Origin of the sequence: Aquibium microcysteis (genome assembly GCF_014495845.1) — a bacterium.
GTDB classification, from domain to species: domain Bacteria; phylum Pseudomonadota; class Alphaproteobacteria; order Rhizobiales; family Rhizobiaceae; genus Aquibium; species Aquibium microcysteis.
On record NZ_CP061080.1, the window covers coordinates 1 to 26610 of the forward strand.

A 26610-nucleotide genomic window follows, 5' to 3' on the forward strand; every position below is an offset into this window, starting at 1 on the left:
ATGCTCGCGAACCCATCGCAGACCGACCAGGCTCGGGCCGGCGCCATCCTCGCCGCGGCCGAGAAGGCCCTCCGTGCCATACCGCCCGCCTTCCCGCTGGACGCCACGGTGGCCGTCAACCCCTTCCTCGGCCAGACGGACGAGGATCTGGCGCATGCCGCCGCGCGGCTTGAGCGCGTCGCCGGCGTGCGGCTGACCCTGCCGCGCCCCCGTTATGCCGCCATGATCGCCGGCGGGCAGATCGGCAAGGAGGACCTCGCGCTGGCGCTGGCCGCCTGCGGTTCTCCGGCAGGGCCCGCCGGCATCGGTCAGCTCGAGGCGCTCGCCGCGGCGCAGGCCCCCGAGCCGCGGGCCCTGCCGACCGTCGCCGAACTCGCCGCCGCCGCCACGGGCGTCGACTGGCCCGCCATCTTTGCCCGCAGCTTCGGTCTCTGGGCGTCGGGCCATTTCGACCGGGGCCAGGCGCTCTGGACGCCGGCGCCGGGCAAGGGGGCCTTCGCGGCCTGGCGGGAATGGGCCACCCACGACCTGACGCCGGAGATCGCCGGCCTCGCTGGCTTCTGCTCCCATGCGGCCACCGCTCCCGATACGTCCGAGCGGGCCATCCTGCGGGCGTCCGAACGGCTCGGCCTCGACGGCGCTGCCGCCGGGACCCTGTTCCACCGGCTGTTCATCGATCTCGGCGGCTGGGCACAGCACGCGCGCTGGCTGCTGTGGCAGGCCGAGCAGCAGGGGACGACCGACGGGACCATGACCGACCTGCTTGCGATCCGGCTCGTCTGGGAGGAGGCGCTCCTCGCCGCGACGCCGGCGGTGGCGCTCGACTGGACCCGTACCGTCGCCGCCCATGCCGAGCCCGTCCGGCCGACGTCGGATCACGTCGCCGACGCGATCCTCCAGGATGCCGCCGAGCGCGCGCACCAGCGGCGGCTGCGCGGGGTCCTCACCGGCAGTGCGCAGACGCCGTCGCGGCCGGCGCTGCAGGCCGTCTTCTGCATCGACGTGCGGTCGGAAGTGTTCCGCCGCGCGCTGGAGGCGACCGACCCGGCGATCGCCACCCTCGGCTTTGCCGGGTTCTTCGGTCTTCCGGTCGCACACCGGCCCTTCGCCTCCGACGTCGCGCAGGCGCATCTGCCGGTGCTGCTGCGGCCGTCGGTCTTCTCCTGCTCATCCGCCGAACCGGACGTGGAAGCGACGGCACGCATCGGCGCACGTGCGGTCCGCGCCTGGGGCCGGTTCAGGCAGGCGGCGGTATCCTCCTTCGCCTTCGTCGAGGCGGCGGGGCCCTTCTACGGCACCAAGCTGGTGAAGGACGCCCTCGGATTCGGCGCCGGGACCGAACCGGCAGCGCCGGCACCCCGCCTCGAGGGCGGCTGGACCGCCGCGCAGAAGGCATCGACTGCCGCGACCGTGCTGCGGGCGATGGGGCTGCGGGAGGGATTCGGCCGGCTGGTGCTGCTGCTCGGCCACGGGTCGAGCACGACCAACAACCCCCATGCCAGCGCCTATCATTGCGGTGCCTGCGGCGGTCAGACCGGGGAAGTCTCGGCGCGGCTGCTGGCGTCCCTGCTGAACGACCCCGAGACCCGCTCCGGCCTGTCGACCGAAGGCATCGACATGCCCGCCGACACGCTGTTCGTCGCGGGGCTGCACGACACCACCACCGATGCCGTGACGCTCTGGACCGACGCCCCGGCTCCCGATCGCGCCGCCGACATCGCGCAGGCGCGGGCATGGCTGTCGCGGGCGGCGGCACAGGCGCGCGCCGAGCGCGCGCTGCGGCTGCCCGGCGCCACCGCGGCATCCGTCGCGGATCGCGCTGCCAACTGGGCCGAACCCCGTCCGGAATGGGGGCTCGCGGGCTGCGCTGCCTTCATCGCCGCGCCGCGGGCTGCCACCGCCGGCCGGGACTTCGGCGGGCGCACCTTCCTGCATAGCTACGACTGGCGGGCCGACGAGGGCTTCGCGACGCTGGAGTTGATCCTGACGGCCCCCGTCGTGGTGGCGAGCTGGATCAGTCTGCAGTACTACGGCTCGACGGTGGCACCCGATCTCTTCGGCTCCGGCAACAAGCTGATCCACAACGTGGTCGGCGGCATCGGTGTCGTCGAGGGCAACGGCGGGATGCTGCGCGCCGGCCTTCCCTGGCAGGCGGTGCACGACGGGGAGAGGCCCGTGCACGAGCCGCTGCGGCTCACGGTTCTGGTGGAGGCGCCGCCGGAGGCGATCGCGGGCGTGCTGGCGCGCCACGACGGTGTGCGTGCCCTGTTCGACAACGGCTGGCTGCATCTGCTGGCTCTGGAGCAGGGCCGCGTCGCCGCGCGCTGGCAGCCCGGCCTCGGCTGGAGCGAGGGCGGCCTCGAGCGACAGGCGGCGTGACGGCGGGAACCGGCCGCCCGAAGACGAAGGTCCCGGAGACGCTCTGCCTGGCTTCGCCCGGCGCAGCGTTCCCCGGACGATGCGGGGCGGAGGGGGCGCCGGCCTCCAGCCCCTCGTCCTCAGCCTTCGTCGCGATGCGGCTATCGTCGTGAAACGTCAGTCCGGGGGCCGCTCAGCGGAACCCGGAATCCACAGCGCCGGCGTCCGTGGCGGGGGCACGAGCGCCGCGTGACGAGCACGACATCCTCCTGGAGCCGAAACATCGAGCATGATTCGGACGTGCTCGCCAGGAGGAGACCTTCCCGAGGCCGGCCGGTTGCCCGGTCACGGCTCCGCGTAGCCCTGGACCCGCAGCGCGACGTCCCCGGCGTCGACGTCCCGTCTCTCCACGACGAAGGCACCGCGCCGGATGGCCCGGGCCGCGACGTAGTCGAAACGGATCTCCTTGCGGACGGCATCCGTGCCCACGGACCCGACGACCGCCTCGATGCCCACGTCGGCCGCCGCCTCGTCCCCGTGGTTGACGACCATCACCATGACCAGCGTACCCGTGCCCGATCGCTCCAGCCGCTCGATCGATGCCGAGAGATCCGGCGGACGGTTTTCGCCGAATGCCGCCTGGTAGGCGAGGAACCCGGCGAGGCCGGCGACCAGGAGCGCGGAGAGGATCCCGAACACCCACTCGACACCGGGGCGTCGCTTCTCGTCGTCGCGGTGGTGAGACATCCGTCGCCTCCTAAAGGATGAGCCTTGCCGCGGCCGCCCCGATCGCCGACGGGAAGGCGAGCACGACCGTTGCCATGACGATGCCGTCGGCGCTCAGGCCGTCCAGGCGGGCGAAGATCCACAGGAGGTAGAGGCTGACCGAGACGGCAACGACGTAGCCGGGTAGCGTCAGCCGCAGGAACGGGCTCCACCAGGGTTCATCGGGGGAGGCTTCGCTGCCGCCGGCGAATCCGACCGCGAAGACGAAGCCGTGCATGAGGACGACCGACAGGACGACCAGGCAGAGCGCGTGCCATTCGCTCATCTGGAACGAGATCAGGATCATTTCTTCGGTCGGGGCGACGTTGAAGCCGAGAAACAGCGCGCCCACCGCCATCAGGAACATCTCGCCGCCATAGGTCTCCTTGCGCTGGCGGAGGCTGTCGCCGTTCCCGTCCGGCGCGCCGGCGCCGAACTGGCTCTTGGCGAGGAGCGCGCCGATCGCCGCCGGAACCATCTGGATGGCGACCTTGCCGACCGCCTCGTCCGGCGGCGTTTCGAGCGTGACCGTACCGAACAGCGTGAGCAGCACCGCGCAGACGACCGCCGAGACGCCGAGAGCGATCGCCGTATCCAGCACGTCGTCGCTCCAGCGCCGGGTCTCCGCCAGCCCTATGTGCCGCGAGAGCACCACGAGCAGCGGAATGGCGGTGAGAACCAGCACCAGCAGCCGGATGCGGTCGAGATAGAAGCCGAGCTGCCACATCTCCATCGTCATCAGCATGGGCAGCGAAAACACCAGCGCGCCGCCGGCAGCGCGCGCCACGTCGCGCACCGCGCGCCGGGCGATCTGGGAATCGGAGCGTATCCGGTCTTTCACGAACCCTTCCTTCTGCAACCGATCCAAACCGCGACCGCCCGCATCGGGTTCCGGAGCCGCGCCGGCCGCAGGGGTGACGGTGCCAGCGGGCGGCAGGGGCCCCACGTTCGTCGCCCCGAGGGCCGCAGGGGGTTCCGGCAGTTCGGTGAAGGGTCAGGCCGGAGAAGCAAGCGCGATCCGGAAGCGGACCTGGAAGCCTCCGGACGTCATGCCCGACTCCGGCCGATCGAGATCGATGTCTCCGCCATGGGTCCTCAGCAGCGCGCGCACGATCGCCAGGCCCATGCCTGTCCCGCCTGCCTCGCGACGCGTCGTGAAGAACGGCTGGAAGATCCTGTCGTCATTGCCCTGCGAAATGGGGGCGCCGTCGTTCTCGACGAACGCGACCATGCCGTCCGGGGTCGCGCCGGTGGAGATCCGCATCCGTCCGGCGCCGTGCGCCACGGCGTTGTCGGCCAGATGCGACAGCACGAGAAGCGCGTCGTCGAGGGGCAGCGGCAGTTCGGGCGCGGCGCCGGCCGTCTCGAGGTCGAGGGTACGGAAGCGCTCCGCAAGCGTCGCGACGAGTTCGCCGAGATCCGACGTGCCGGTGGTCCGGCCGGTCTCCACCCGGGCGAGTTCGCGCATCCGTGCCACGAGCGACGACAGCCGCAGCGCGTCCCGCTCGATGTTGGCGAGGAACCGCGCCCGCTCCGAGGCGTCCATCTCGTCTCCGGAATCACGCAGGATCTCGGCCGCACCGGCGATGGCGGTCAGCGGGGACTTCAGCTCGTGCGAGACGTGGGCGGTATAGGTGGAGATGTAGGCGGACCGCTCCTCGAGACGGCGCACCATCGCGTCGATGCTGGCGCCGAGCCGGGCGAGTTCGCGGGTGCCGTAGCGCATCCCGTCCGGCCGCGCGGCATCGGCCCGCGCGACCTGCTCGCTCCAGGCCGCCAGCTCCCGGACCGGTCGCGACACCAGCCTCCAGAGGAGGAACCCAAGCAGGCTCGCAGCCCCCGCCACCAGCAGGCCCGCCAGACCGACGGGCACGATGTTGCGGGCGAGGCTTTGCAGGAGCACGTCGGTCGGGCGGGTCGCGATCACCACCGCCGCCATGCCCGCGAGCGGCAGCGTCAGCACCGACAGGAGCACGAGGCCGATCACCATCGCCATCGGCGGTCGCCATTTTTCCGGCCGGTCGGAACCCTCGCGCGGCCGGTTCACGGCCGTTCGCCCGCGAATCCCGGCGGCGCTGCCTGCATGTCCGCCACGCAGGGTCCCAGGCGGAAGCCGATGCCGTGCAGGGTCTCGACGACGCTCGACGAACCGGCTGCCGCGCACTTGGCGCGGATGTTGCGGATGTGGCTGTCGATCGTCCGGCCGGAGACGCGAACCCTGCCGCCATAGGCGGCGGCCATCAGCCGCTCGCGGTCGAACAGGTAGCCGGGTTGCTCCGCCATGGCGCGCAGTATCGCGAATTCGGTGCCGGTGAGGGCGAGCGGGCGGGTTGCCAGGCTCGCGCTGCGCGCCCGTTGGTCGATGCGCAGATCTCCCTGGACGAGAGCGGTCGGGGCGGTCTCTTCCGCCACGGTCGCGGCGCGACGCATGATCACCCCGATCCGGGCGACCAGCTCGCGCGGGCTGAACGGCTTGACCATGTAGTCGTCGCCGCCGATCTCCAGCCCGAGCACGCGATCGATCTCCTCGTCCCGGGCCGACAGGAAGATGATCGGGACGTTCGACGTCTGGCGCACGACGCGGCACACGTCCAGCCCGTCCATTTCGGGCATGCCGACGTCGAGCACGACGAGATCAGGTGCGTGACGCCGGAACAGCGCCAGCGCTTCCTTGCCGTCGCGGGCCATCAGGGTCGCGTGTCCGTTCTTCCGCAGCGCGAAATCGATCACCGCGCGGATGTGCGGATCGTCATCGGCGACCAGGATCGTCAGCGGCATCGTCCGGCCTCCGGCTGGAATCGTTCGTCCGGTCAATGTAGCGGCGCAACCGGTGCTCGCGGAAGGTCCAGCCCCGCCAGTCCCCGGGCCTGTCCGCGAATTCCCGGCGGAGGTTTGCGGCGCAGTCCGTCAGATGGTGCTCGGCAGGCGGGATCGGCGTGGTCCAGTCTTCGGTTCCGGGCGCCGCGGCCGACCGCCGCCGCTCCAGGAACGCGTCGATGGCGGGCAGGGCGGAGCCGCCGAGCAGGCAGAGATACGACCGGTCGAGTGGCGCTCCGGTACCGGTGAACTCCCTGCTGTGCGCGACGTTGTAGCGGGCGACCAGGGCAGCGACGTCGACGAGGGTCATGGCATAGAGCGCGACCGCGAGCGACAACAGGTTCGACCCGAGCAGCCATCTGGCTGTCCTGGCGAAGGCGAGCCGCCACTCGATCAGCACCAGACCGGTCGCAACCAGCCCCATCCAGACGAACGCCGTGACGCGGGCCTCGGTCAGCGCATAGGTCTCGACGTAGAGTTCGAGCCGCAGCATGGCCGAGAGCACGAGCACCACGTTCTGCGCGATCCAGGCGTGCAGCAGCACGCGGATCGCCGTCCGCGATCGGCTGCGCTCCGGCGTCAGGGCGGCGGGACCGGCGAGCAGCACCAGTCCCGCGGCGAGAAGCGCCGACAGCACCAGCACGTGCGCGGCGTCCTGGGCGTCCTCAGCGTGGGTCACGCCCGGCGGCAGGGCCGCGCCGCCCCAGAGGTAGACGAGGTCGAGGCCGGTCTGCAGGGCGAAGACCAGGTTCACCACGATCAGCGACCGCAGCACGAGTCCGCCGCCGATCCCGGACGATCCGGTGCGGGCACCGGCAGCCCTGGCGCGTGGCCGCTGCCGAAAGGCCGGCACCCGGACGAAGGGGACGACGGCGAAGGCGACGACGAGCCAGAACGCATAGCGCGCCGGCTGCAGGTCCATCAGGATCCACCGCAGGTCGAGCAGGCCGATCCAGGACCCGAAGACGGGATTGGCGGATGCGAACAGTCGAATGAATAGCAGACCGATCGCCGCCGGGATCACCCAGGCACCCAGCGTGGAAAGGACCGCCCGCAGACCGGAAACGGAACGTCGGCCGCGGCGCTGCGAGACCGCGCGCCGCAGGCGGGCCGCCGCATTCCCGGTCAGCAGGATGCCCGACCTCCGCAGCGCCGTCGGCCACGGCACGCGCAGGCGGCCGGTCATCCCCAGCGTGAACGCCGCGAGCCCGCCGAATCCGAAACACAGCGCCAGGAAACCGGTGGTCTCGATGGACGGCAGCAGGCACAGGGCGAGCGGGGCCGTCGCGGCGGCGGCTTCACGCCGGTTCGCCCGGAGACGGTTCCCCGCCAGCACCGCAAGCGCCAGGAGACCAGCGAATACGGGCAGCGACACGCCCGTCGGACGATCGAAGAACAGCCAGTCCGCGGCAGCGGCCAGCGCGATCGCGACGCCGGGTCGCAGGATGCGGACATGCGATCGAAAGGATCGTCGCGGACGGGCGACGGGGCTGGCGGCGTTCTGCATCGTGGTCCCTCTCGTTTGACGGGCGCGCGATATCGTCGGCCAGCCACCAGGCATCCGTGAGCAGACGGCGGGGGAGGGGGCTGGGCAGGTCGTCGCGCATCGCTGCGGAATAGGCGCAGCGCCGGAGGCCTTGATGGCGCGCCGGTGCAGGACCGGAGGATCGTGGTGCAGGTTTCGTGCAGACGTGCTGCGCGTGCCCGGCTGGCCCGCCGTCCATCTGCATGTGCGTCCTCTTGCAGCCGGCCCCGCTCAAGGGGCTTGCCCGCCGGACTTTCCCCGTGTTCTGGTAGCGTCCCGGCGGCAGACGCGGATCCTCTGGCGGGGACGGAACGATGGGGCGCACCAGGCGCAGGGCGGAGCAGATCCAGGAGGCGGAGCGCGCGTCGGTGCTTTCGCGGCTTGCCGGGCGCCTTTCCCTGCCGGCCCTGGAAAGCTGGTCCACCAATGCCAGGACCGTTCTGTTCAATCTCGTCTTCCTCGGCCTCGTCGTCCTGCTGCTGCCGGTGCTGGTCGGACAGTTCCGGCGCGACCAGGTCATCATCGAGCCGATCGCCGTGCCCGAGGCGCTGGCGGCCCGCGGCCTGACCCCGGAGGTGGCCGCGAGCCGGATCTGGGACGGGCTGAGCGACGTGACGCGCGCCGCGCGCACTTCCAAGGAGACGATCGTCGCCCTGCCGGACGACCGCCGCGTCGAGTTCTCCTTCCCGGATTCCGGCGTTTCCATCGAATCGCTGGTCTTCCACGTCCGGCGCCTCTTCGATGCCTACGAGACGCGAATCGCCGGCGAGTTCGTCTGCGCCACGGCCGAATGCACGCCGGAGACCGTCAGCCTCCGCCTGCGCGTGGTGCGCGACGGCGTCGACATCGTCGACCTGCCGGCGATGGGCGGTCGGACGGAACGGGCCTACTTCGCCGAGGCCGCGTCCGGCATCCTCTCGGTGCTCGATCCCGTCGTGGCGATCGGCGCGGCCGCCGAGAGCGAGCCGCTTCGGGCCACGATCCTCGCCCGCCGTCTGATCCGTTCGCACCACGAGGATGCGAAATGGGCCCACAATCTGATCGGCCTGATCCGGTCGGACGCAGGCGACACCGCTGCCGCGCTGGCGGAGTTCCGCGCCGCCATCGCGCTCGACCCCGACTTTCTTCCCGCGCGCAACAATCTGGGCAACGTGCTGCTGCGGACCGGTGATCTCGCCGGCGCGCGCGCCGCCTTCGAGGCGGTGCAGGCCCGCGATCGCCGCAACGTGCATGCTGCGGAAGGCTTCGCCGAGCTGGCCCTCGCGACCGGCGATCCGGCGACTGCCGTGCGTCACTATCTCGACGCCGCCGAACGGGATCCGGTCGATCCGCGCTACTTCACGAAGGCCGGCCGCATCGAACTGGCTGCCGGTCGCACGGCGGAGGGCGTGGCGCTGCTGACGCGCGCGCTGGAACTCGACCCCGGCTACCTCCTGGCCTTCGGCGAACTCGCCGCCATGCATCTTGCGAACGGCGATCACGAGGCGGCCGAACGGATCTACCGCGACGCCGCCGACTACGCACCCGGCGACGCCGAGGCGCAGATGGCGCACGGTCGCATCCTCGCCATCCTCGGCGCGTGGGAGGCGTCGGTGGCGCGGCTGGCCAGGGCGTCCGAACTCGATCCGGGCAATGCCGGCTATCGCCTCCAGTGGGCCGTGAGCCTCCAGCGCCTCGGCCGCCACGAGGAAGCGCTGGCGCTGCTCCTCGATGCCGAGAAACTGGCGCCGTCGGATGCCGACATCCAGATGTCGAAGGGCGACGCCTTCCGCGACCTCGGCCGCGCGGCCGAAGCGGTGTCGGCCTACCGCAGGTTCCTCGATCTCGCCGCCGCGGACGCCGTCATGCGACCGGTCGCGGAACGTCTGATCGAACTCCTGTCTTCGAAGGGGTGATGACCCGGCGGGTCGCGCCGGTCCGTCGCATACGCACCGCGGCGGCCGGCTGCCGAGCCGGTCGAACCCGGCCGATGCTCGCGGAAGGCGTTGCGCCTGCCGTTCCCGCGTGCTAGCCGGTCCTGCGAGCGATCATGGCGTCGCGCGGAACCGCACGAGCGGGTCCGTCGCGGCTCGGGGCGATCCGCCCTCGCAGGCCCTGCGGTCCCTGCCGCAGGAACGCCGGACGGAGTGTAGCGCAGTCTGGTAGCGCATCTGGTTTGGGACCAGAGGGTCGCAGGTTCAAATCCTGCCACTCCGACCATTGTCTTCCCGCGTGCCGGAAGGCCCGGACGGCGTCCCGGGATCGATGCCGGTTTCCGGCTTCAGCGATCGGCCGCCGGAACCATCCGCCACGCCACCGTCGCGAACCACGTGCCGAACAGGGCGATCAGCAGCGCCGCGGTCACGAAGACGGTGCCCGCGCCGCTGCCGCCGAGCATCAGCGCGCCGAGTGCGACGCCGAGCGACTGCGACAGGAAGAACAGCGTGGCGAAGACCGAGAAGCCGGTCGCCCGCGCCTCCGGCAGAAGCTGGGTGGCGAAGGTCTGCAGCGTGTTGTGCAGCATGTAGGCGCCGAAACCGATCGCCATCATCAGCACCGGGACGAGCCAGATCGCCGGCACGAGCGGGAACAGGATCATGCCGATCCCGGATGACGCCGCGCCCGTGGCGATGAGCTGCCGTGCCGACATCGTGCGCATCCGCTGGCGCATGCCGCGGGTGAACAGCATGCCGCCGACCGCGAAGAAGGCGAGCATCAGGCCGATCAGGCCGTAATTGGCGGCGAACCGTTCCTTCAGGTCGATGCCGACGAAGGTGACGGCGGCGTAGACCGTCACGCCTTCCATGAACACCGAGGCCAGCACCACGCGCGACCACGGGCGCCGGAGCATCGTGGCGATCGCCGCGAGCGGCGGCAGCCTCGCGCCTCCCGCGAGTGGCCGCGCCGTCACCAGCGGGTTGAGCCGTGCTTCGCGCATCATCCCGATGCCCGCGCCGCAATAGACCAGCGCCACGATCACCAGCGCCGCGCGCCAGTCCCAGTATTCGGTGGCCAGCCCGCCGATGATCTGCCCCGTCACCATGCCCAGGATGCCGCCGCTCGCGTAGCGCGCCAGGATCGGCTGCCGCTCCTCGAAGGGGGCCATGTCGCCGACCCAGGCGAGCGACACGGGAATGATGGCCGAAGCGGCCGCCCCGCACAGGAGCCGCGCTGCGGTCAGCTGGCCGAGCGTCCCGGCCGCCGCCGCCAGCAGACAGGCGACGGTGCTCGCAAAGCACAGCAGCGTCACCAGCCGGAACTTGCCGAAACGGTCGCCGGCGATGCCGAGCAGGATCTGCATGCCGCCATAGCCGAGCGCATAGGCGGTCACCGTCTGCGCCGCGAGGCCCACAGCCACGCCGAATTCGTCGGCGAGCTGGGGCAGCACCGTGTCCATCACCCGCACGTTCGCGCCGCTGGCGAAGCCGCCCAGCGAGAGCAGGAAGACGGTGCGTTCGCGGGCGCGGACGGAGAGTTCCAGCGACATCGGCGGGTTTTCCTGAAAGACGCAACGTGACCGTCTTCGCCGCACGCAGTAAAAATGTCAACGATCGACAAACGAAAATATCAAATCTGCCAAAAGGGTCGCAACTTCGTGCCTGCCCGAGGCGTCGAGCGGCGCGACCCGTCCGGCGCGCCACCCCGGGAAGCGTCGCAGCGCCCGAAGAATACGCGATAAATTCAACGAAAACAGGCCGGTGTAAAACATCCTGCACGCCGGGAGATTTTCCATCTTGCAGTGCACAACGGTTCTGATAGCCTTTGAATCAGAAATGTCAGAAGCGGTGCGGTAGCATGGTCGAAGGCGCAGGCACTTTGCCCGAAATCGATGCCAGGTCGTTCTGGGGCGCCATCGGATGCCGCGCCGTCGGAGCCGCGATCGTCACGACGATCGGCAGCGACGGGCCTTCGGGCTTTCTCGGCCTCTCGGCCACGCACCTGACGGCGTCACCGCCGACGATGACGGTGTCGATCGACCGCAGGACGAGCGCCTGCGCCGACATCCTCGCGTCGGGCGTCTTCGCCATCAACTACCTCGCAAGGTCGGGGCTGCCGGTCTTCGAACGCTTCGCTGCGCGCGACGGGCTGAAGGGCGCCGCCCGCTTCGAGGGCCTGGCGCTGCGCACCCTCGCCACCGGTGCGCCGGTCCTTCCCGGTATCGTCGGTGTGCTCGACTGCCGGCTGGACGAGGCGATCGAGCGCCACGGCGTCGTCATCGCGATCGGCAGGATCGCGGCTTTCGAAAGCGTCGGAGACGCTGAACCATTGATCCACTACCAGGGACGGGTGATGGCATGAACGAACGGGTCGACCTCTTCAAACTCGGCATGCGGCGCCTCGCCGCGGGCGTGTCGCTGATCACCACGCGCGACGACGCCGGCGTCCGCCACGGCATGATCGCCACCTCCGTGACGTCGGTCTGCCTGACGCCGCCGTCGCTGCTCACCTGCATCAACAAGAGCGCGTCCTGCTACGACGTCCTGCTGTCGTCGGGCATCTTCTGCGTCAACCTTCTGTCCGAGGGCGACGACACGATCGCCGCCCGGTTCAGTTCCTCGAAGTTCCGCGAAGTGCGGTTTGCCGAAGGGCGGTGGGGCGAACTGGAGACGGGCGCCCCCGTCTACGAGAATGCGCTGGCGAGTTTCGATTGCCGCGTGACCACCAGCGTGGAAGCCTCCTCGCACACCATCTTCATCGGTGAAGTGGTCGCGGTGCGGCTCCCGGACAGCATGGCCTCGCCGCTCGTCTATCTGGACGGCGCCTATGCGCGCTTCGCGGCGGCCGGCTGATCCTTCCTGCTGTCGCGGCGCCCGCTCCTCAGCCTGTCCCCGGCTGCGTCGATCGGGCGCTGCCGCGTCGGTTTGCGGGGCTGTCATTCGCCATCGTGAAATGTTAAGAGCGACCTCCAGAATGCCTGTCCGGCGACGGGCCGGCAGGGGTCCGGCGCGTCGTGCATGGGCCAGGACACAGCATCGGGAGGAAGTACAATGGTCCGCAGGAAGCCACCAGCCAAAGCAAAGACGCTGCTGCGCAACGACGCCTACGAAGTGATTCTGATGGCGATCATCGTCGGCGACCTGGAGCCGGGAGCGCGGGTCGACGAAAAGCAGATCATGCGGGACTTCAAGCTCGGCCAGGCGGCGGTGCGCGACGCGCTCTTTCGCCTGTCGCTCGAGGGGCTGGTCGAACGCCATGCCCGCATCGGCACCCGCATCGGCGATCTGGGCCTGCGCGAACTCCAGGACGTGTTCGAGGCGCGGATCCTCGTCGAGGGCCATGCCGCCGCACTGGCCGCGCACCGCGCCTCGCCGGAGGATCTGGCTGCCATCCGCGCCGCCTATGACGGTTACGAGGCCGTGGTCGAGGCGCGCGACATCCGTGCGCTGGTGGTGATGGACCGGGCGTTCCACCGGGCGCTGGCGGCGGCCTGCAAGAACTCGCAGATCGAGCAGACGGCCATCCGGCTGCACAACAATGCCGCGCGCTTCTGGTGCTTCGGCCTGAAGCGGACCAGCGTCGAGGCCAACAAGCGGCAGATCCGCGAGCATCTGAGGGTGGTCGACGCCATCGAGAAGAAGGATTTCGCCGAGATCGACCGCCTGCTGCGCGGCGTGCTCGGTCATTTCCCGGACAGCCGCTTCCTGATGTTCGACCCGCTGCGGCCGGACGAGCGCCCGGACGTGCCGGAAGCCGCAGAGTAGCGCTGCCGCGCGGAGCGCCGCCTGCTCCCATTTCCCTCGAGGCCGCCCGGTTCGCCCGGCGGCCTTTTTTCATGCGGCCTGCGCTCGCTTCCGGTCCCGCGCGGGGTCCGTCGGCTGTTGCGGCGCATGACCGGCACGCCGCGCCCAAAAACCGGGCAGAATTTCCGGATGCCTCCACTTTGGACAAACTTTGTCGCCGAGAGATGAAAATTTTTCGTGCCGCCGGACATTGCGGCGCAGCATGGCGGCGCCCCGGCGCGCATGCGCGCGTATCGGGAAGAGAGTGGCGTTGCTTCCGAAATACTTGAAAGGAGCGCTTCGACGGGCCGGCCGGTCTTGGCATTGCATCTGCCGCAGTGCAGCATTTCCCATTGACAGGCCGCGGGAAACGGTCTTCAAATTTGCGCAACAAGAATATTTGAAAACAGGGGTACTGAAATGTCAGAACGCAGGAGCGCGAGGAGCGTCTTCGGCTCGGTCGCCGTGGCGCTCGCCACGACCACCAGCGCCTACGCCCTCGATGAGGTTTCGATGGGCACGGGCTGGCTGGCCCAGGCCGAGCATGGCGGCTTCTACCAGGCCGTCGCCGATGGCACCTATGAGAAGTACGGACTGAAGGTGACCATCCTGATGGGCGGCCCGCAGTCCCCCAACCGCGCCCGTCTCATCGCGGGGCAGGTGCAGTTCATCCAGGGCTCGACGCTCGGCGCGCTCGACGCGGTCGCCAACGACATCCCCACCACCACGGTCGCCGCGATCTTCCAGAAGGACCCGCAGGCGCTGCTGGCGCATCCGGGCACCGGCATCGAGACCATCGCCGATCTGGCCAAGCTCGAGACGATCTTCCTCGGCGGCGACGGCTACGACACCTTCTTCCGCTGGCTCAAGGCCACCTATCCCGGCTTCACGGACGGCCAGTACAAGCCCTACACCTACAATCCGGCGCCGTTCATCGCCGATCCCAAGTCCGGCCAGCAGGCCTACATCACCTCCGAGCCGCTCAACATCAGGAAGCAGGCCGGCTGGGACCCGCAGGCCTTCCTGCTCGCCGACTACGGCTACACCGGCTACGCGACCACGATCGAGACGCAGGTCGACCTCGTCGAGAACAAGCCCGATCTCGTCAAGCGCTTCGTCGAGGCCTCCATCGTCGGCTGGTACAACTATCTCTACGGCGACAACGCGGCCGCCAACGAACTGATCAAGAAGGACAATCCGGAAATGACGGACGAGCAGATCGACTATTCGATCGCTCAGATGAAGAAATACGAGATCGTGCTCGCCGCCGACGCCAAGGAGAAGGGCATCGGCTGCATGACCGACGAGCGCTACGCCGGCTTCTACAAGGCGATGGTCGACGCCGGCGTCCTCGACGGCACGCTCGATCTGTCCAAGGCCTACACGACGCAGTTCGTCTGCAAGGGCGTCGGCATGGACCTCTACAAGGACCTGGCCGCCAACTGACGTTGGATCGGCGGCGCCGCATTCGCGGCGCCCCCACGGACAGTTCGAGGGGTGCAGATGCTACAGCGATACAGCGCGGGCCAGGACATGGCCGCGGATTCTCCCGACCCGACGGGTGCTGGCCGCCCGGACCGTCCGATCGTGTCGATGCGCGACGTCGGCAAGGTCTTCGCCAACGGCACGATCGCGCTGTCGGGCATGTCGCTCGACGTCCGGCCGGGCGAGTTCGTCAGCCTGCTCGGCCCGTCCGGCTGCGGCAAGTCGACGGCGCTCAGGCTGGTGGCAGGGCTGGGCAGCGCCAGCGTCGGCCGGATCGAGTGGCCGACGTCGAGCTACACCCATGCCGGCGAACCCGAGCGCGAAATCAGCTTCGTCTTCCAGGAGCCGACGCTGATGCCCTGGGCGACCGTGTTCCGCAACGTCTGGCTGCCGCTCCGGCTGAAAGGCGTTTCGCGCCGCGCGGCGACCGAGCGGGTCATGGATGCGCTGGGCATGGTCGGGCTCGACAAGTTCGCCGAGCACTATCCGCGCGAACTCTCGGGCGGCATGAAGATGCGCGTCTCCATCGCCCGGGCTCTCGTCACCCGGCCGAAGGTGATGCTGATGGACGAGCCCTTCGCCGCGCTCGACGAGATCACCCGCCAGAAGCTCAACGACGACATCCTGCGCCTCTGGGGCGACCAGGGCTGGACGGTCATCTTCGTCACCCATTCCGTCTTCGAGGCGGTCTACCTGTCGAGCCGCATCGTCGTCATGGCCGCCCGCCCGGGCCGCGTCATCGCCGACCTGCCCAACACGCTTTCCTATCCCCGCAGCGGGGATGTCCGGACCACCGCCGACTTCGCGGCCGCCAGCCGCGAGGTGTCGGAGGTCCTGCACCAGTCGATGGACGCGGACGCACACCGATGAGCAGCATCTCCCTGGAACCCGCCGGTCACACCGCCGCGCCCCTGGCCGCCACGGCGGCACCCGAAAGCCCGCTTCGCGCGATCCTCCGGCGCGTCCTGCATGTCGCCGTCCCGCTCGCCACCCTCGTCGTCGTGCTACTCGTCTGGCAGTTCTACGTCACCGCCTACGAGGTGCCGCGCTACATCCTGCCGGGACCGATGGAGGTCATCCGCGCCTTCCTCGCCGACTATCCGATGCTTTTTTCGGCACTCTGGGTGACACTCTCCATCACCTTCTCGGCGCTGGCGCTGGCGCTCGCAGGCGGGGTCCTCGTCGCCATCGCCTTCGCGCAGTCGCCCTGGCTCGAGCGCATCCTCTATCCCTATGCCGTGGTGCTGCAGGTCACGCCGATCGTCGCCATCGCGCCCCTCCTGATCATCTACGCGCCCTCGACGCACGCCGTGCTGCTGATGTGCGCCTTCCTCGTCGCCTTCTTCCCGATCCTGTCGAACATGACGCAGGGGCTGAAGAGCACCGACCACAACCTCCTCAACCTCTTCGACATCTACCACGCCACCGCCTGGCAGCGGCTGCGCTACGTCAAGCTGCCAGGCGCGCTGCCCTATTTCGCGACGGGCCTGCGGATCGGCGGCGGGCTGGCGCTGATCGGTTCGGTCGTGGCCGAGTTCACCGCCGGTTCGGCCGGCACCGAATCGGGCCTGGCCTTCCGCATCCTGGAAGCGGGCCGACGGCTGAACGTGCCGCGGCTCTTCGCGGCCCTGCTGCTCATCACCGCCACCGGCGTGACCATCTTCTTCCTCACCAGCTTCATCTCCCACCTTCTCCTGCGGCGCTGGCACGAGAGCGCGCTGACCCGCGAGAACTGAGATGACGCAGAACGCAGCATCGCCCACAGGAGGCTTTCCCCATGCGCAAGGTTGAACTCGGCGTCTTCATGCCGGTCGGAAGCAACGGCTTCCTCATGTCGAAGCGCACGCCGCGCTACCACCCCACCTTCGAGCTGCATCACCAGATCGCGCAGATCGCCGAGGACATCGGCCTCGACTACCTGTTCTGGATGGGCAAGTGGATGGGCTTCGGCGGCGAATCCGGCTTCTGGAAGAACACGATCGAGCCGATGTCGGTGGCCAGTTCGCTGGCCCCGCTGACCAAGCGGCTGAAGCTCTTCGCCACCGTCAACCCGCTGCTCTTCCACCCCGCGGTGGCGGCCAAGATCATCGCCACCATCGACAACATCTCCGGCGGCCGCTTCGGCATCAACATCGTCACCGGCAACACGCTGGAGGAGCTGGAGCAGATGGGCGTGGTGCCGGAGGGCTACGGCGACTATCGCTACGAATATGCCGACGAGTGGATCCGCGTCATGAAGATGCTGTGGAGCCAGGACCGCAGCACCTTCGAGGGCCGCTTCTTCAAGCTCGCCGACTGCGTGTCCGACCCCAAGCCGATCCGCAAGCCCTACCCCTATCTGGTCAGCGCCGGGCTGTCTTCCGACGGCCTCTCCTTCGCCGCCAGGCATTCCGACTACCAGTTCGTCGGCCTGCGCCCGGCCGACGTCGAGCGCACCCGCGCGGCGGCGGCCGCCGAGGGCCGCTCCATCAAGGTCGTCACCTCCATGCTGCTCCTGCACGGCGAGACCGACCAGGCTGCCGAGCGCGAGTTCGAGCTGATCCGCGAGGACCTCGACACCGAGGCGCTCGACAATCTGATCGCCTCCTTCGAGCGCGACAACCGCGACAGCTACAAGGACCGGACCTCCTATCTGCGCCAGCCGAACACCGTCGGTTTCGGCTCCGGCCACCCGGTCATCGGCGCGCCCGACACCATGGCCGAGAAGCTGGCGCAGCTGATCATCGAGACCGGCATCGACGGCATCCAGTTCACCTGCGTCGACTTCGTGAAGGACCTGAAGCTGTTCGGCGCGGTCGTGCTGCCGAAGCTGAAGGCCATCCTCGCCAGACACGACATCGTCGTGGCCGACGCACCCGCCGCGCGGGTCGCGGCCTGACGATTGCTTTCCCGGCCCGCGGGCCGGGCTTCCACAGTCGCTTATCCGCACGGTCGCCCCCGGCGACCGACGAGCTTCCTGTTGCCTGACGGATCCCTGCAATGACCACCAAGATGCATATCGGTTACGACCTGTCCTGGATTCAGCTCGAAGGGCGCTGGCGCCTGCCGGGCTCCTGGACCAACGCCCACTATCCGGACATGCGCTTCTTCAAGGAACTGGCGCTGATTGCCGAGCGCGGCCTGATGGACTTCATGTTCTGGGGCGACGGCACCGGCATTCCGAGCACCTGGAAGGGCAACCGCGACGACGCCGTGCGCTGGGGCGTCGGCTGGCCGCGCCAGGACATGAGCCCCTACATCGCCGCGCTGTCGCAGATCACCTCGCGCATCGGCTTCGGGCTGACCTACTCCTCCACCTACATGCACCCGTTCTACACGTCGCGGCTCCTGAACTCGCTCGACCATGTGACGGGCGGGCGCATCGCCTTCAACGTCGTCGCCTCGTCGCGGAAGGCCGACGCGGCGAACTACGGTTTCGACGAGCTGATGGAGCACGACCAGCGCTACGAGCGGATGGAAGAGTTCGTCGACGTCTGCAAGGCACTCTGGGCGAGCGTGGCGCCCGACGCCTTCATCCTCGACCGCGACTCCGGCGTCATGGCCGACCCGGCGAAGGTCAAGGCCATCGGCCATCGCGGCAAGTTCTTCAACGTCATGGGTCCGCTCGCCTGCGTGCCCTCGCCGCAGGGCCGGCCGGTGCTGGTGCAGGCCGGCGCTTCGCCGCGCGGCATCCAGGCCTCGGCCTATTTCGCCGACATGGTCTTCGCCGCCAGCCCCGGCAAGGACAAGCAGGTGAAGCACCGCAAGGCGCTCGACGCCGCGCTCACCGCCCAGGGCCGCGACCCGTCCGGCGTCGGCATCGTCTGGGACGTGGTGCTGATCGTCGGCGAGACCGACGAGGATGCGAAGCGCCGCCACGAGCAGCTGCTCACCGCCGTGCCGCCGGAGGCCGTCGGCGCCTTCATGTCGCATCAGATCGGCTACGACCTGTCGAAGCTGCCCGACAGCTTCACCATCGCCGAGATCAACGAGCAGATCGTCAAGGCCAACGCCTCGCCCGTCGGCTTCCTCAATATGACGACCGGCATCGACCCGCAGGAGACGATCACGAAGGACGCCTTCTACGAGGTCATCAAGCACCACACCGCCGGCTACGACCACGCCATCGTCGGCTCGGCCGAGAAGGTCGCCGACTATCTGGAGGAGATCTTCGTGGCCACCGGCGAGCGCGGCGGCTTCATGATCGCCCACCCGCCGGCGGTGCCGCGCGACCTGCTCAACGTCGTCGACTTCCTCATCCCCGAACTGCAGCGCCGCGGCCGTTTCCGCAAGGAATACCGCTATTCGACGCTGCGCGAGAACCTCCTCGACTCCTGACACGAAAGGACAAGGCTGATGGCTCTGGTCACCGGTTTCGACGCGACTGCCTCCGGCAGGATCGCTTCCCTCGCAGGTGCGATCGCCGGGTCGGACCGGACGCGCCATGCCGTGATCTCGTTCCTCTCCGTGGTCTCGCTGGTCGCGCTCTGGCAGTTCGGCTCCATGACGCTTCCCTCGAGCGTGCTGCCCGGTCCGGTCCGCGTGGTGTCGGCGCTCGTCGCCAACGTCCTGCAGGGCGACATCTTCACCGACATCGCCATCACGCTCGGGCGCATCGCGGCCGCCTTTGCCATCGCCATGGGGGTCGCGCTCGTGCTCGGCTTCTCCATGGCGCTGTCGCGCACGGCGGGGATCTTCTTCCACGTCTGGATCATCTGCGGCATCACCATCCCCGCCCTCGTGACCATCCTGACGCTCTACATGGTGGTCGGCCTCAACGACACCGCCGCCGTCCTCGGGGCGGCCGCGCCGGTCATTCCGGTGCTCGCCATCAACATCCGAGAGGGCGTGAAGGGCATCGACACCCGCCTGATCGGCATGGCGCGTGCCTTCCGGGCCGACCGGCGCCAGCAGATCGTGTCGGTGATGGCGCCGCAGGTGGCGCCGATGCTGCTCGCCTCCACCCGCTTCGGCATCGGCCTCGTCTGGAAGATGGTGCTGTTCGTCGAACTGCTCGGGCGCGGCAGCGGCGTCGGCTACAAGATCGAGTTCTTCTACCAGATGTTCAACATGACCGAGGTTCTCGCCTACGCGCTGAGCTTCGTCTTCGTCATGCTGTTCATCGAGGTGGCGATCCTCGGCACCATCGAACGCCGCATCTTCCGCTGGAAGCGGAACTGAGGTCCGGCGCCATGACCTTTCCCTTCCGTCCCCCCGCTTCGGTACAGGCCGCCATGTCCCAGATCTCCCTGACCGACATCCACAAGCAGTTCCCCGGCCGCGGCGGCAAGGGCGGCTGGAAGGCGCTCGACGGCGTCTCCTTCGACATCGCGACCGGCGAGATCGTCGGCCTGCTCGGGCCGTCCGGCTGCGGCAAGTCGACCCTGCTCAACATCGTCGCCGGTCTAGACGACACCTACGAGGGGACCGTCGCCATCCAGGGCCGTCCCCTGGCCGAACAGATCGGCCAGGGCTTCCGCGTCGCCTACGTTTTCCAGGAAGCGCGGCTGATGCCCTGGCGGACGCTGCGCGGCAACATCGAGTTCGTGCTCCAGGCGGCCGATTTCCCGCGGACGGAGTGGGCCGGGCGCATCGACCGGGTGCTCGGGCTGGTCGAGCTCTCCAAGTTCGCCGATTTCTTCCCGCTCCAGTTGTCGGGAGGCATGCAGCAGCGCGCCTCGATCGCCCGGGCCTTCGCCATCGAGCCGGACATCCTGTTGATGGACGAGCCGTTCAGCGCGCTCGACGAACTGACCGCGCGGCGGCTGCGCCAGAGCCTGCTGACCATCTGGTCGGCTTTCCGCACCACCATCCTCTTCGTCAGCCACAACGCCTTCGAATCCACCTTCCTCGGCGACCGCGTGCTGGTCATGAGCCCCGGCCCCGGCGGGCGCATCAAAGAGGAGATCAATCTCCGCCACATCCAGCGGCCGCGCGACTACGAGGACACCGCGCTCTTCGTCGAGAGCAAGCGCGTGGTCGAGAGCCTGCAGCGGCACATGGGAAACCGGCCGGAGCATCACTGACGACGTCCCCCAGCATCGACACCGAACCCACCACGGAGCATTCGCATGATCCTGACGCGCAGACTGGCCATGGCGGCCGTGCTTTTCGCCGGCGCACTCCTTTCCACCGGCGCTTCCGCCGAAACGCCGATGGGCGATGGCGGGACCATTCGACTGATGTCGAACCCGGTCGGCACCCAGTCCTACCCGCCCTACGTCATCGACAAGTTCAATCTCGACGAGAAATACGGCTTCAAGCTGGAGGTGATCCCCTTCACCAACCCCCAGGCCGCCGTCGCCGCGCTGCAGAGCGCCAGCATCGAGGCGGTCGTGCAGGACTGGATCTCGGTCGCGCGGCTGCGCAACCAGAACATCCCCGTCATCGGCGTCGCGCCCTTCCTCTCCTATGTGAACACGGTGCTCCTGCCGGCGGACTCGACGGTGAAGACGCTCGCCGACCTGAAGGGGAAGCGCCTCGGCACCTACACCAAGACCGGCTTCGACTGGATCATCCTCCAGGCCGTGGCCAAGACGCAGTACGGTTTCGATCTCGCCAAGGAAGTGACGCTGCAGGAAGGCGCGCCCTCGCTGCTGCGCGGCTCGCTCGAGCAGGGCCAGCTCGACGCGACGCTCATGTACAATTCGCTGACCCCCGACATGATCCTGTCGGGCAACGCCAAGCTGCTGATGACCATCCACGACGTCGTCGCCGAACTCGGCCTCGCCGAGGCGCCGTTCCTCATGTACGCCATGCGCGAGGACTACGCGAAGGCGAACCCGCAGAACGCGAAGGCCTTCGTGGCCGCCTATCAGGAGGCCATCGACATCCTCCTCTCCAATGCCGACGTGTGGAAGGAGCAGGGCCAGAACATGAAGCTCGCCCCCGAGGCGACCGAGATGTTCCGCCAGAACGCCAGCAAGGAGTTCATCAAGGCCTTCACGCCGGCGATGGCGGGCGTGCTCGACCAGACCTTCAAGGTTCTGCTGGACACGGCCGGACCCGACACCATGGGCATGACGGCCATGCCCGACGCGGTCCTGACCCTCGACTATCAGCCCTGAACCCTCCGGCGGCGGGCGCGGACCGCGCCCGCCATGCCGTCCTCTCACGCTCCGCACACACACACCGCTCACGGGATTTGTTCGCCATGTTCCACTTCGCACGTGCCGCGGCGTCCGCCGCCATCGCCCTCGGCATGCTCGCCGCGAACCCCGTCGCCGGTGCGGCCGAACCCATCGGCGACGGCGGCGTCGTCCGCATGATGGCGAGCCCCTACGGCTCGCAGTCCTTCATCCCCTTCGTGATCGACAAGTTCGACCTCGACACGAAATACGGCTTCCAGCTCGAGCGCATCGTCTTCTCCGACAGCAAGGCCGCCGCCGCCGCCATCCAGTCCGGCAGCGCCGAGATCGCGCTGTTCGACTGGAACACGCTCGCCCTGATGCGCAACGGCGGCATCGACGTGATCGGGATCGCGCCCTTCATCACCTATGTGAGCACGATCGTCGTGCCGAAGGAGTCTCCGATTAGGGGCGTCGGCGATCTCAAGGGTAGGAAGTTCGGCATCTTCTCGCGCCAGAGCACCGACTGGATCCTCGTCGATACGCTGGCGCGCAAGAACTACGAGCTCGATCTGGCGAAAGACGCGCAACTGGTCGAGGCGGCGCCACCGCTGCTGCGCGGCTCGCTGGAACAGGGCGCCATCGACGCCACCATCATGTTCTCCTCCATCGCGCCCGACATGCTGGCGACGGGGAAGTTCCGCAACGCCTTCGCCATCCGCGACGTCGCCGAGGAACTCGGCCTGCCGCTGGCGCCCTACCTGATGATCGGCACCACGGAGCGCTACGCCGCCGAGAAGCCGCAGAACGTGAAGGCCTTCGTCGCCGCCTACCAGGAGGTCTACGACATCCTCATGAAGGACGACGGCGTCTGGCAGGAGCAGGGCACCAACATGAAGCTCTCGCCCGAGGCGATCGTCTTCTACCGCGACCAGATGCGCCGCGACATGCTGCGCTCCTTCGGCGATCAGGACGACGCGACGCTGCACAAGACCTTCGACCTGCTGCTCGAGACGGCGGGCGCCAAGGCGCTCGGCATGGAGGCGATGCCGCAGACGATCCTGAGCCTCGAGTTCCAGCGATAGCCGGCAGGGAGGGCAGGGGAGCGCCATGATCGTCGAGACCACCAACTACTTCGCCAAGCCGGGCCTCGCCGACGCGGTCCTGGAGCGGCGGCGCGAGGGATCGCGGCTGCGCCGCACGCTCGGCCTCGCCGCCGGATGCATCCTGGTCAACCGGGGCGGCCCCGGACCCGACGTGCGCTGGGAGTGCAGCTTCGCCGACGAGGCCGCCTTCGCCGCCGATCTCGCCGCCCGCGACGCCAGCCCCGAATTCGCACGGCAGCGCGCCGAAATGGGCGCGCTCACCGACCGCTTCGAGCGGCACGTCTTCACCGTCGACGACACCGAATTCTGACACGACGCGGCGCTTTTGGCCGCCACACCAGCAAGGACGAACACCATGGCCGCAACCACCAAGGGCACGGGCAAGAAGATCCGGATCGCGCATCTGGCGGGTCCCAACGCCACGATCCAGAACACGCCGCCGCTGGTGACGTCGAACAAGGCGCGCGCCGCGCATGGCCTGCCGCTGCTCACCGATGTGGAAGGCAAGCCCTCGCGCTTCGACCCGCTGCGGCCGCAGAAGCTCGCCGCGCCCGTCACTGTCTATGTCGAGCAGTTCTCCGCCCACCCGCTGGAGAAGGACGTGGCCGAACTCTACGCGCCGGCCGACGGCTATCTCGACGCCGCCGGGAACTTCTCCACCGAAAGGACCTCGCCCGACGACAGGCCGGTCTACAAGGTCGAGATCGGTCCGGAGGACGGCTACTACCCGCTGCCCTACATGGCCCGCCAGGCCGACGGTTCGGCCTGGGAGACCGACGGCACCACGATGCGCGCCGATCGCGCGCATTCGCGCCAGCCCTTCATGCCGGACGGCGCGCGCACCTTCGAGGAGGTCGACCGTCTCGGCGTCGACAGCCTGGGCATCGGCAACACGATCTCGAATGTCGCCGACGTCGACTTCTTCCGCCTCGCGCCGTCCGCCGGCTACACCAAGGGCCTGCCGGCGGCCGAGCGGACGGACATGGGCGAGGGCGACATCGCGCCGGAGGTGGCCGGCGCGAACTTCTTCCCCTACCGGCCGGCGCATCTCAACCAGTCGCCGCCGCGCATGACGCTCGCGCGCATCACCAACATGGCGCAGACGATCCTGTCGTCGGGCGACTATGACGGCGCGATCTGGACGCAAGGCAGCCCGCGCGTCGAGGAGACCGTCTACTGGTTCAATCTCGCCCTCGACGTCACGGTCCCGGTCATCGGCAACGCCTCGCAGCGCTACCACGGCCAGATCAGCAATGACGGGCCGAAGAACCTCGCCGATTCCGTCGACTGGCTGTCCTCGAAGGTCTGGGCCGACGAGCACGGGCGCAACCGCGTCGGCGTCGTCATGGTGCAGGACCAGCGCGTCTTCGCCGCCCGCGAGGTCACCAAGGTCGACGCGCGGCCGGGCGGCTATGCGGTCGCCGGCGGCCATGGCGGCATCCTGGGGGCCGGCGGCGGCGGCACCGGCTCGGTGCTGCGCTACGTGCCGGCGACGAAGCACACCTGGCAGTCGGAGGTGAACGTCTCGAAGCTGCCGAGTTCCGTCACCGGCATCCGCCTCGGCGAGAGCGGCATCGAGACGCTGGACGTGGCGGTGAAGGACGCCGCCGACGCCATCCTGGAGACAGCGATCCCCAAGGTCTCCATCGTCAAGGATGCGAGCTACATCGAGGACGACTGGACGAGCGATCCGGCGCAGGAGGTCGATACCATCGCCTTCATGGACTACAAGCTGAAGCACGCGCCTCTCTCGGGCTTCGTGCTCGAGGGTCTGAACCCCTACGGCAAGGCGGCCGCCACCTCCAAGTCGCGCATCCTGCTCAGGGCCGTCTTCAGCGGCTTCCCGGTCGTCAATGTCGGGCGCGGCACCACCGAGGGCTTCGCCATCCGCGGCGGCCCCTTCATCGCCGGCTCGAACCTCACCTCGGTCAAGGCGCGCATCCTCCTGATGCTCTGCATCATGAAGTTCGGCATGCTCCCGCCGGCGAAGGACCCGCTGAAGCCGACGCGGGAGGAGATGGCCGCGACCGAGGCGAAGCTCGCGCTCTATCAGGAGATCTTCGACACGCACTGACGGATCGGCCCGTTCCGGACCGCCGGATCCGCGCCGCATTTCGCAGCCGGTCCGGCTTTGCGGTTGCCTTTTGCCGTCCGCCGGGTTTAGAGGACGCGACGATCTATCGGAAGGAACCGCCATGTCAGCCCGTATCTACAGCCCGGCCAAGACCGCCATGCAGTCCGGCAAGGCCAAGACCGGCCGGTGGCTGCTGGAGTTCGATCCGGAGGCACCGAAGAAGATCGACCCGCTGATGGGCTACACCACGTCGAACGACATGAAGAGCCAGATCCGCCTCGTCTTCGATACCCGCGAGGAGGCCGTCGCCTACGCCACCAAGCACGGCATCCCCTTCCGCGTCCAGGAGCCGAAGGAAGCCAAGCGGCGGCAGATTTCCTATTCCGACAATTTCCGCTATGACCGCAAGGTGCCGTGGACGCACTGAACGTCCCGGCGACGACGACCCGGCCTTCCGGGCCGGCGGGACGGTCCCGTAGCTCAGATGGATAGAGCACCGGCCTTCTAAGCCGATGGTCGCAGGTTCGAGTCCTGCCGGGATCGCCACTTCATCAGTCATCTTCGGTGATCGGCACGCGGCTTCCGCAGCGCCTCTCCGCGACGGCCGGGGTCTTGCCCGGGCGATGGATCGAAACCGGCGCGGTCGCGTTATGCCGCTTACGCATCTTCGACCCGATTCCGCGAGCCCGCCTTGACAAGACCCGTTCCAGAGTCCGCGCCCTACCTCCCCATCGACGATACCACCTTTGCCAGACTGACCGACGCCATGCCGCAGATGGTCTGGTCGACGCGGCCGGACGGGTTCCACGACTACTACAATGCCCAGTGGTACGCGTTCACCGGCGTCCCCGACGGTTCGACCGACGGGGAAGGATGGGCCGGGATGTTCCATCCCGACGACCAGCCGGCGGCCTGGGATCGCTGGCGCCGGTCGCTTGCCACGGGCGAGCCCTACGAGGTCGAGTACCGGCTGCGGCACCGCAGCGGGACCTACCGCTGGACGATCGGCCGCGCCCACCCGATCCGCGACGCGTCGGGCGGGATCGTGCGCTGGATCGGCACCTGCACCGACATTCACGACGCCAAGGTCATCGCCGAGCAGAACGAGATCCTGGGACGCGAGCTCAGCCACCGCATCAAGAACATCTTCGCGGTGGTCTCGGGGATGATCTCGCTCTCGGCTCGGCAGTTTCCGGAGGCGGCCTCCTTCGCCGAGAAGCTGCGGCACAGGGTCGGTGCGCTGGGCAGGGCCAATGAATACGCGCGCCCGCACAGCGACCGCTCGAGGCCGGATCACGGCACCACCACGCTGGAGGGACTTCTGTCGCGGCTGGCCGAACCCTATCCCGCCTATGACGACGGACGCATCCGCATCACCGGCGGGCTCGTCGCCATCGACGATCGCGGTGCGACGCCGATGTCCCTCATCATCCACGAACTGCTCACGAACGCGCTGAAGTACGGCGCCCTGAGCAACGAGGAGGGTGTGGTCGACATCGTCATGGAGGTAGACGGATCGATGCTGCGGCTGCGCTGGCGCGAGGCAGAGGGGCCCCGGATCGCCGACGAGCCGGATCATCGCGGCTTCGGGACGCTGCTCGCCGACCTCAGCGTCGAGCGGCAACTCGGCGGTGTGATCAGGCGGCGGTGGAACGCCGAGGGACTCGAAGTCGACGTCGATGTGGAACTTGCCCGCCTCGTGCGGACGGAACACGGTCAGCCGTTTGTGGGCTGA

Annotated in this window: 24 protein-coding genes and 2 tRNA genes; 20 read left to right on the forward strand and 6 right to left on the reverse strand. The window is 68.8% G+C overall.

Annotation, left to right across the window (positions count from 1 at the left end; all coding sequences use genetic code 11):
- The gene (locus IAI54_RS00005; protein WP_187970430.1) at positions 1–2379 is read left to right on the forward strand and encodes a YbcC family protein; all 2379 of its coding nucleotides are present in this window, start codon (positions 1–3) and stop codon (positions 2377–2379) included.
- Between the two features lie 324 nt (positions 2380–2703).
- Here the strand turns inward: IAI54_RS00005 and IAI54_RS00010 are convergent, their stop codons facing one another.
- From IAI54_RS00010 to IAI54_RS00030, 5 genes are all read right to left on the reverse strand, one after another.
- Entirely contained in the window at positions 2704–3105 is a 402-nt protein-coding gene (locus IAI54_RS00010; RefSeq protein WP_187970431.1) for a hypothetical protein, read from the reverse strand.
- A 10-nt stretch (positions 3106–3115) separates the two neighbouring features.
- Positions 3116–3964, reverse strand: coding sequence for a TIGR02587 family membrane protein (locus tag IAI54_RS00015; RefSeq protein ID WP_235679202.1), 849 nt, complete (start codon positions 3962–3964; stop codon positions 3116–3118).
- 153 nt (positions 3965–4117) lie between these two features.
- A complete protein-coding gene (locus IAI54_RS00020; RefSeq protein WP_187970432.1) occupies positions 4118–5119 on the reverse strand; it encodes an ATP-binding protein in 1002 nt (333 codons plus the stop codon).
- Positions 5120–5166: 47 nt separating this feature from the next.
- Complete coding sequence (locus IAI54_RS00025) at positions 5167–5901, reverse strand: response regulator transcription factor (RefSeq protein ID WP_187970433.1); 735 nt, start codon at positions 5899–5901, stop codon at positions 5167–5169.
- Positions 5873–7447, reverse strand: a complete 1575-nt coding sequence (locus IAI54_RS00030) for a DUF4153 domain-containing protein (RefSeq protein WP_187970434.1) — start codon at positions 7445–7447, stop codon at positions 5873–5875. The genes IAI54_RS00025 and IAI54_RS00030 overlap by 29 nt, the downstream gene beginning before the upstream one ends.
- A gap of 332 nt (positions 7448–7779) precedes the next feature.
- On the opposite strand from IAI54_RS00030, the gene IAI54_RS00035 reads away from it, so the two are divergent.
- The gene (locus IAI54_RS00035) at positions 7780–9360 is read left to right on the forward strand and encodes a tetratricopeptide repeat protein (protein WP_187970435.1); all 1581 of its coding nucleotides are present in this window, start codon (positions 7780–7782) and stop codon (positions 9358–9360) included.
- 227 nt (positions 9361–9587) lie between these two features.
- Positions 9588–9664, forward strand: a tRNA-Pro gene (locus IAI54_RS00040).
- Between the two features lie 61 nt (positions 9665–9725).
- Here the strand turns inward: IAI54_RS00040 and IAI54_RS00045 are convergent.
- Entirely contained in the window at positions 9726–10931 is a 1206-nt protein-coding gene (locus tag IAI54_RS00045; RefSeq protein ID WP_187970436.1) for an MFS transporter, read from the reverse strand.
- Positions 10932–11239: 308 nt separating this feature from the next.
- Between IAI54_RS00045 and IAI54_RS00050 the strand changes: the two genes are divergently transcribed.
- The 17 genes from IAI54_RS00050 to IAI54_RS00130 all read left to right on the forward strand — a co-directional run bounded on the left by IAI54_RS00050 (position 11240) and on the right by IAI54_RS00130 (position 26610).
- Entirely contained in the window at positions 11240–11743 is a 504-nt protein-coding gene (locus IAI54_RS00050) for a flavin reductase family protein (RefSeq protein ID WP_187970437.1), read from the forward strand.
- Positions 11740–12234, forward strand: a complete 495-nt coding sequence (locus IAI54_RS00055) for a flavin reductase family protein (RefSeq protein WP_187970438.1) — start codon at positions 11740–11742, stop codon at positions 12232–12234. Before IAI54_RS00050 ends, IAI54_RS00055 begins: the two co-directional genes overlap by 4 nt.
- Before the next feature lie 198 nt (positions 12235–12432).
- The gene (locus IAI54_RS00060; RefSeq protein WP_187970439.1) at positions 12433–13146 is read left to right on the forward strand and encodes a GntR family transcriptional regulator; all 714 of its coding nucleotides are present in this window, start codon (positions 12433–12435) and stop codon (positions 13144–13146) included.
- A 438-nt stretch (positions 13147–13584) separates the two neighbouring features.
- A complete protein-coding gene (locus tag IAI54_RS00065) occupies positions 13585–14610 on the forward strand; it encodes an ABC transporter substrate-binding protein (protein WP_187970440.1) in 1026 nt (341 codons plus the stop codon).
- Positions 14611–14697: 87 nt separating this feature from the next.
- Positions 14698–15519, forward strand: a complete 822-nt coding sequence (locus IAI54_RS00070; RefSeq protein WP_187972944.1) for an ABC transporter ATP-binding protein — start codon at positions 14698–14700, stop codon at positions 15517–15519.
- A complete protein-coding gene (locus IAI54_RS00075) occupies positions 15516–16385 on the forward strand; it encodes an ABC transporter permease (protein WP_187970441.1) in 870 nt (289 codons plus the stop codon). Before IAI54_RS00070 ends, IAI54_RS00075 begins: the two co-directional genes overlap by 4 nt.
- Positions 16386–16426: 41 nt before the next feature.
- Positions 16427–17527 carry an LLM class flavin-dependent oxidoreductase gene (locus IAI54_RS00080; RefSeq protein ID WP_187970442.1) on the forward strand — a complete coding sequence of 367 codons (1101 nt, stop codon included), beginning with the start codon at positions 16427–16429 and terminating at the stop codon, positions 17525–17527.
- A 101-nt stretch (positions 17528–17628) separates the two neighbouring features.
- Positions 17629–18966, forward strand: coding sequence for an NtaA/DmoA family FMN-dependent monooxygenase (locus IAI54_RS00085; RefSeq protein ID WP_187970443.1), 1338 nt, complete (start codon positions 17629–17631; stop codon positions 18964–18966).
- 18 nt (positions 18967–18984) lie between these two features.
- Positions 18985–19809: an ABC transporter permease gene (locus IAI54_RS00090; protein WP_187970444.1), complete on the forward strand. Its 825-nt coding sequence runs from the start codon at positions 18985–18987 to the stop codon at positions 19807–19809.
- 53 nt (positions 19810–19862) lie between these two features.
- On the forward strand, positions 19863–20654 hold the full coding sequence (locus IAI54_RS00095; RefSeq protein ID WP_187970445.1) for an ABC transporter ATP-binding protein: 792 nt from the start codon (positions 19863–19865) through the stop codon (positions 20652–20654).
- Positions 20655–20699: 45 nt separating this feature from the next.
- On the forward strand, positions 20700–21695 hold the full coding sequence (locus IAI54_RS00100; protein WP_187970446.1) for an ABC transporter substrate-binding protein: 996 nt from the start codon (positions 20700–20702) through the stop codon (positions 21693–21695).
- 86 nt (positions 21696–21781) lie between these two features.
- The gene (locus IAI54_RS00105; protein ID WP_187970447.1) at positions 21782–22780 is read left to right on the forward strand and encodes an ABC transporter substrate-binding protein; all 999 of its coding nucleotides are present in this window, start codon (positions 21782–21784) and stop codon (positions 22778–22780) included.
- Positions 22781–22805: 25 nt separating this feature from the next.
- On the forward strand, positions 22806–23111 hold the full coding sequence (locus IAI54_RS00110; RefSeq protein ID WP_187970448.1) for a hypothetical protein: 306 nt from the start codon (positions 22806–22808) through the stop codon (positions 23109–23111).
- 45 nt (positions 23112–23156) lie between these two features.
- Positions 23157–24875 carry an asparaginase domain-containing protein gene (locus tag IAI54_RS00115; RefSeq protein WP_187970449.1) on the forward strand — a complete coding sequence of 573 codons (1719 nt, stop codon included), beginning with the start codon at positions 23157–23159 and terminating at the stop codon, positions 24873–24875.
- Positions 24876–24996: 121 nt separating this feature from the next.
- Positions 24997–25302, forward strand: coding sequence for an ETC complex I subunit (locus IAI54_RS00120; RefSeq protein ID WP_187970450.1), 306 nt, complete (start codon positions 24997–24999; stop codon positions 25300–25302).
- Positions 25303–25344: 42 nt separating this feature from the next.
- A tRNA-Arg gene (locus IAI54_RS00125) sits at positions 25345–25421 on the forward strand.
- 145 nt (positions 25422–25566) lie between these two features.
- On the forward strand, positions 25567–26610 hold the full coding sequence (locus IAI54_RS00130; protein WP_210321193.1) for a sensor histidine kinase: 1044 nt from the start codon (positions 25567–25569) through the stop codon (positions 26608–26610).

Coding starts and splice junctions, on each gene's coding strand:
- IAI54_RS00005 (WP_187970430.1), top strand. CDS start 1: ATGCTCGCGAACCCATCGCAGACCGACCAGGCTCGGGCCGGCGCCATC.
- IAI54_RS00010 (WP_187970431.1), bottom strand. CDS start 3,105: ATGTCTCACCACCGCGACGACGAGAAGCGACGCCCCGGTGTCGAGTGG.
- IAI54_RS00020 (WP_187970432.1), bottom strand. CDS start 5,119: ATGGCGATGGTGATCGGCCTCGTGCTCCTGTCGGTGCTGACGCTGCCG.
- IAI54_RS00025 (WP_187970433.1), bottom strand. CDS start 5,901: ATGCCGCTGACGATCCTGGTCGCCGATGACGATCCGCACATCCGCGCG.
- IAI54_RS00030 (WP_187970434.1), bottom strand. CDS start 7,447: ATGCAGAACGCCGCCAGCCCCGTCGCCCGTCCGCGACGATCCTTTCGA.
- IAI54_RS00035 (WP_187970435.1), top strand. CDS start 7,780: ATGGGGCGCACCAGGCGCAGGGCGGAGCAGATCCAGGAGGCGGAGCGC.
- IAI54_RS00045 (WP_187970436.1), bottom strand. CDS start 10,931: ATGTCGCTGGAACTCTCCGTCCGCGCCCGCGAACGCACCGTCTTCCTG.
- IAI54_RS00050 (WP_187970437.1), top strand. CDS start 11,240: ATGGTCGAAGGCGCAGGCACTTTGCCCGAAATCGATGCCAGGTCGTTC.
- IAI54_RS00055 (WP_187970438.1), top strand. CDS start 11,740: ATGAACGAACGGGTCGACCTCTTCAAACTCGGCATGCGGCGCCTCGCC.
- IAI54_RS00060 (WP_187970439.1), top strand. CDS start 12,433: ATGGTCCGCAGGAAGCCACCAGCCAAAGCAAAGACGCTGCTGCGCAAC.
- IAI54_RS00065 (WP_187970440.1), top strand. CDS start 13,585: ATGTCAGAACGCAGGAGCGCGAGGAGCGTCTTCGGCTCGGTCGCCGTG.
- IAI54_RS00070 (WP_187972944.1), top strand. CDS start 14,698: ATGGCCGCGGATTCTCCCGACCCGACGGGTGCTGGCCGCCCGGACCGT.
- IAI54_RS00075 (WP_187970441.1), top strand. CDS start 15,516: ATGAGCAGCATCTCCCTGGAACCCGCCGGTCACACCGCCGCGCCCCTG.
- IAI54_RS00080 (WP_187970442.1), top strand. CDS start 16,427: ATGCGCAAGGTTGAACTCGGCGTCTTCATGCCGGTCGGAAGCAACGGC.
- IAI54_RS00085 (WP_187970443.1), top strand. CDS start 17,629: ATGACCACCAAGATGCATATCGGTTACGACCTGTCCTGGATTCAGCTC.
- IAI54_RS00090 (WP_187970444.1), top strand. CDS start 18,985: ATGGCTCTGGTCACCGGTTTCGACGCGACTGCCTCCGGCAGGATCGCT.
- IAI54_RS00095 (WP_187970445.1), top strand. CDS start 19,863: ATGTCCCAGATCTCCCTGACCGACATCCACAAGCAGTTCCCCGGCCGC.
- IAI54_RS00100 (WP_187970446.1), top strand. CDS start 20,700: ATGATCCTGACGCGCAGACTGGCCATGGCGGCCGTGCTTTTCGCCGGC.
- IAI54_RS00105 (WP_187970447.1), top strand. CDS start 21,782: ATGTTCCACTTCGCACGTGCCGCGGCGTCCGCCGCCATCGCCCTCGGC.
- IAI54_RS00110 (WP_187970448.1), top strand. CDS start 22,806: ATGATCGTCGAGACCACCAACTACTTCGCCAAGCCGGGCCTCGCCGAC.
- IAI54_RS00115 (WP_187970449.1), top strand. CDS start 23,157: ATGGCCGCAACCACCAAGGGCACGGGCAAGAAGATCCGGATCGCGCAT.
- IAI54_RS00120 (WP_187970450.1), top strand. CDS start 24,997: ATGTCAGCCCGTATCTACAGCCCGGCCAAGACCGCCATGCAGTCCGGC.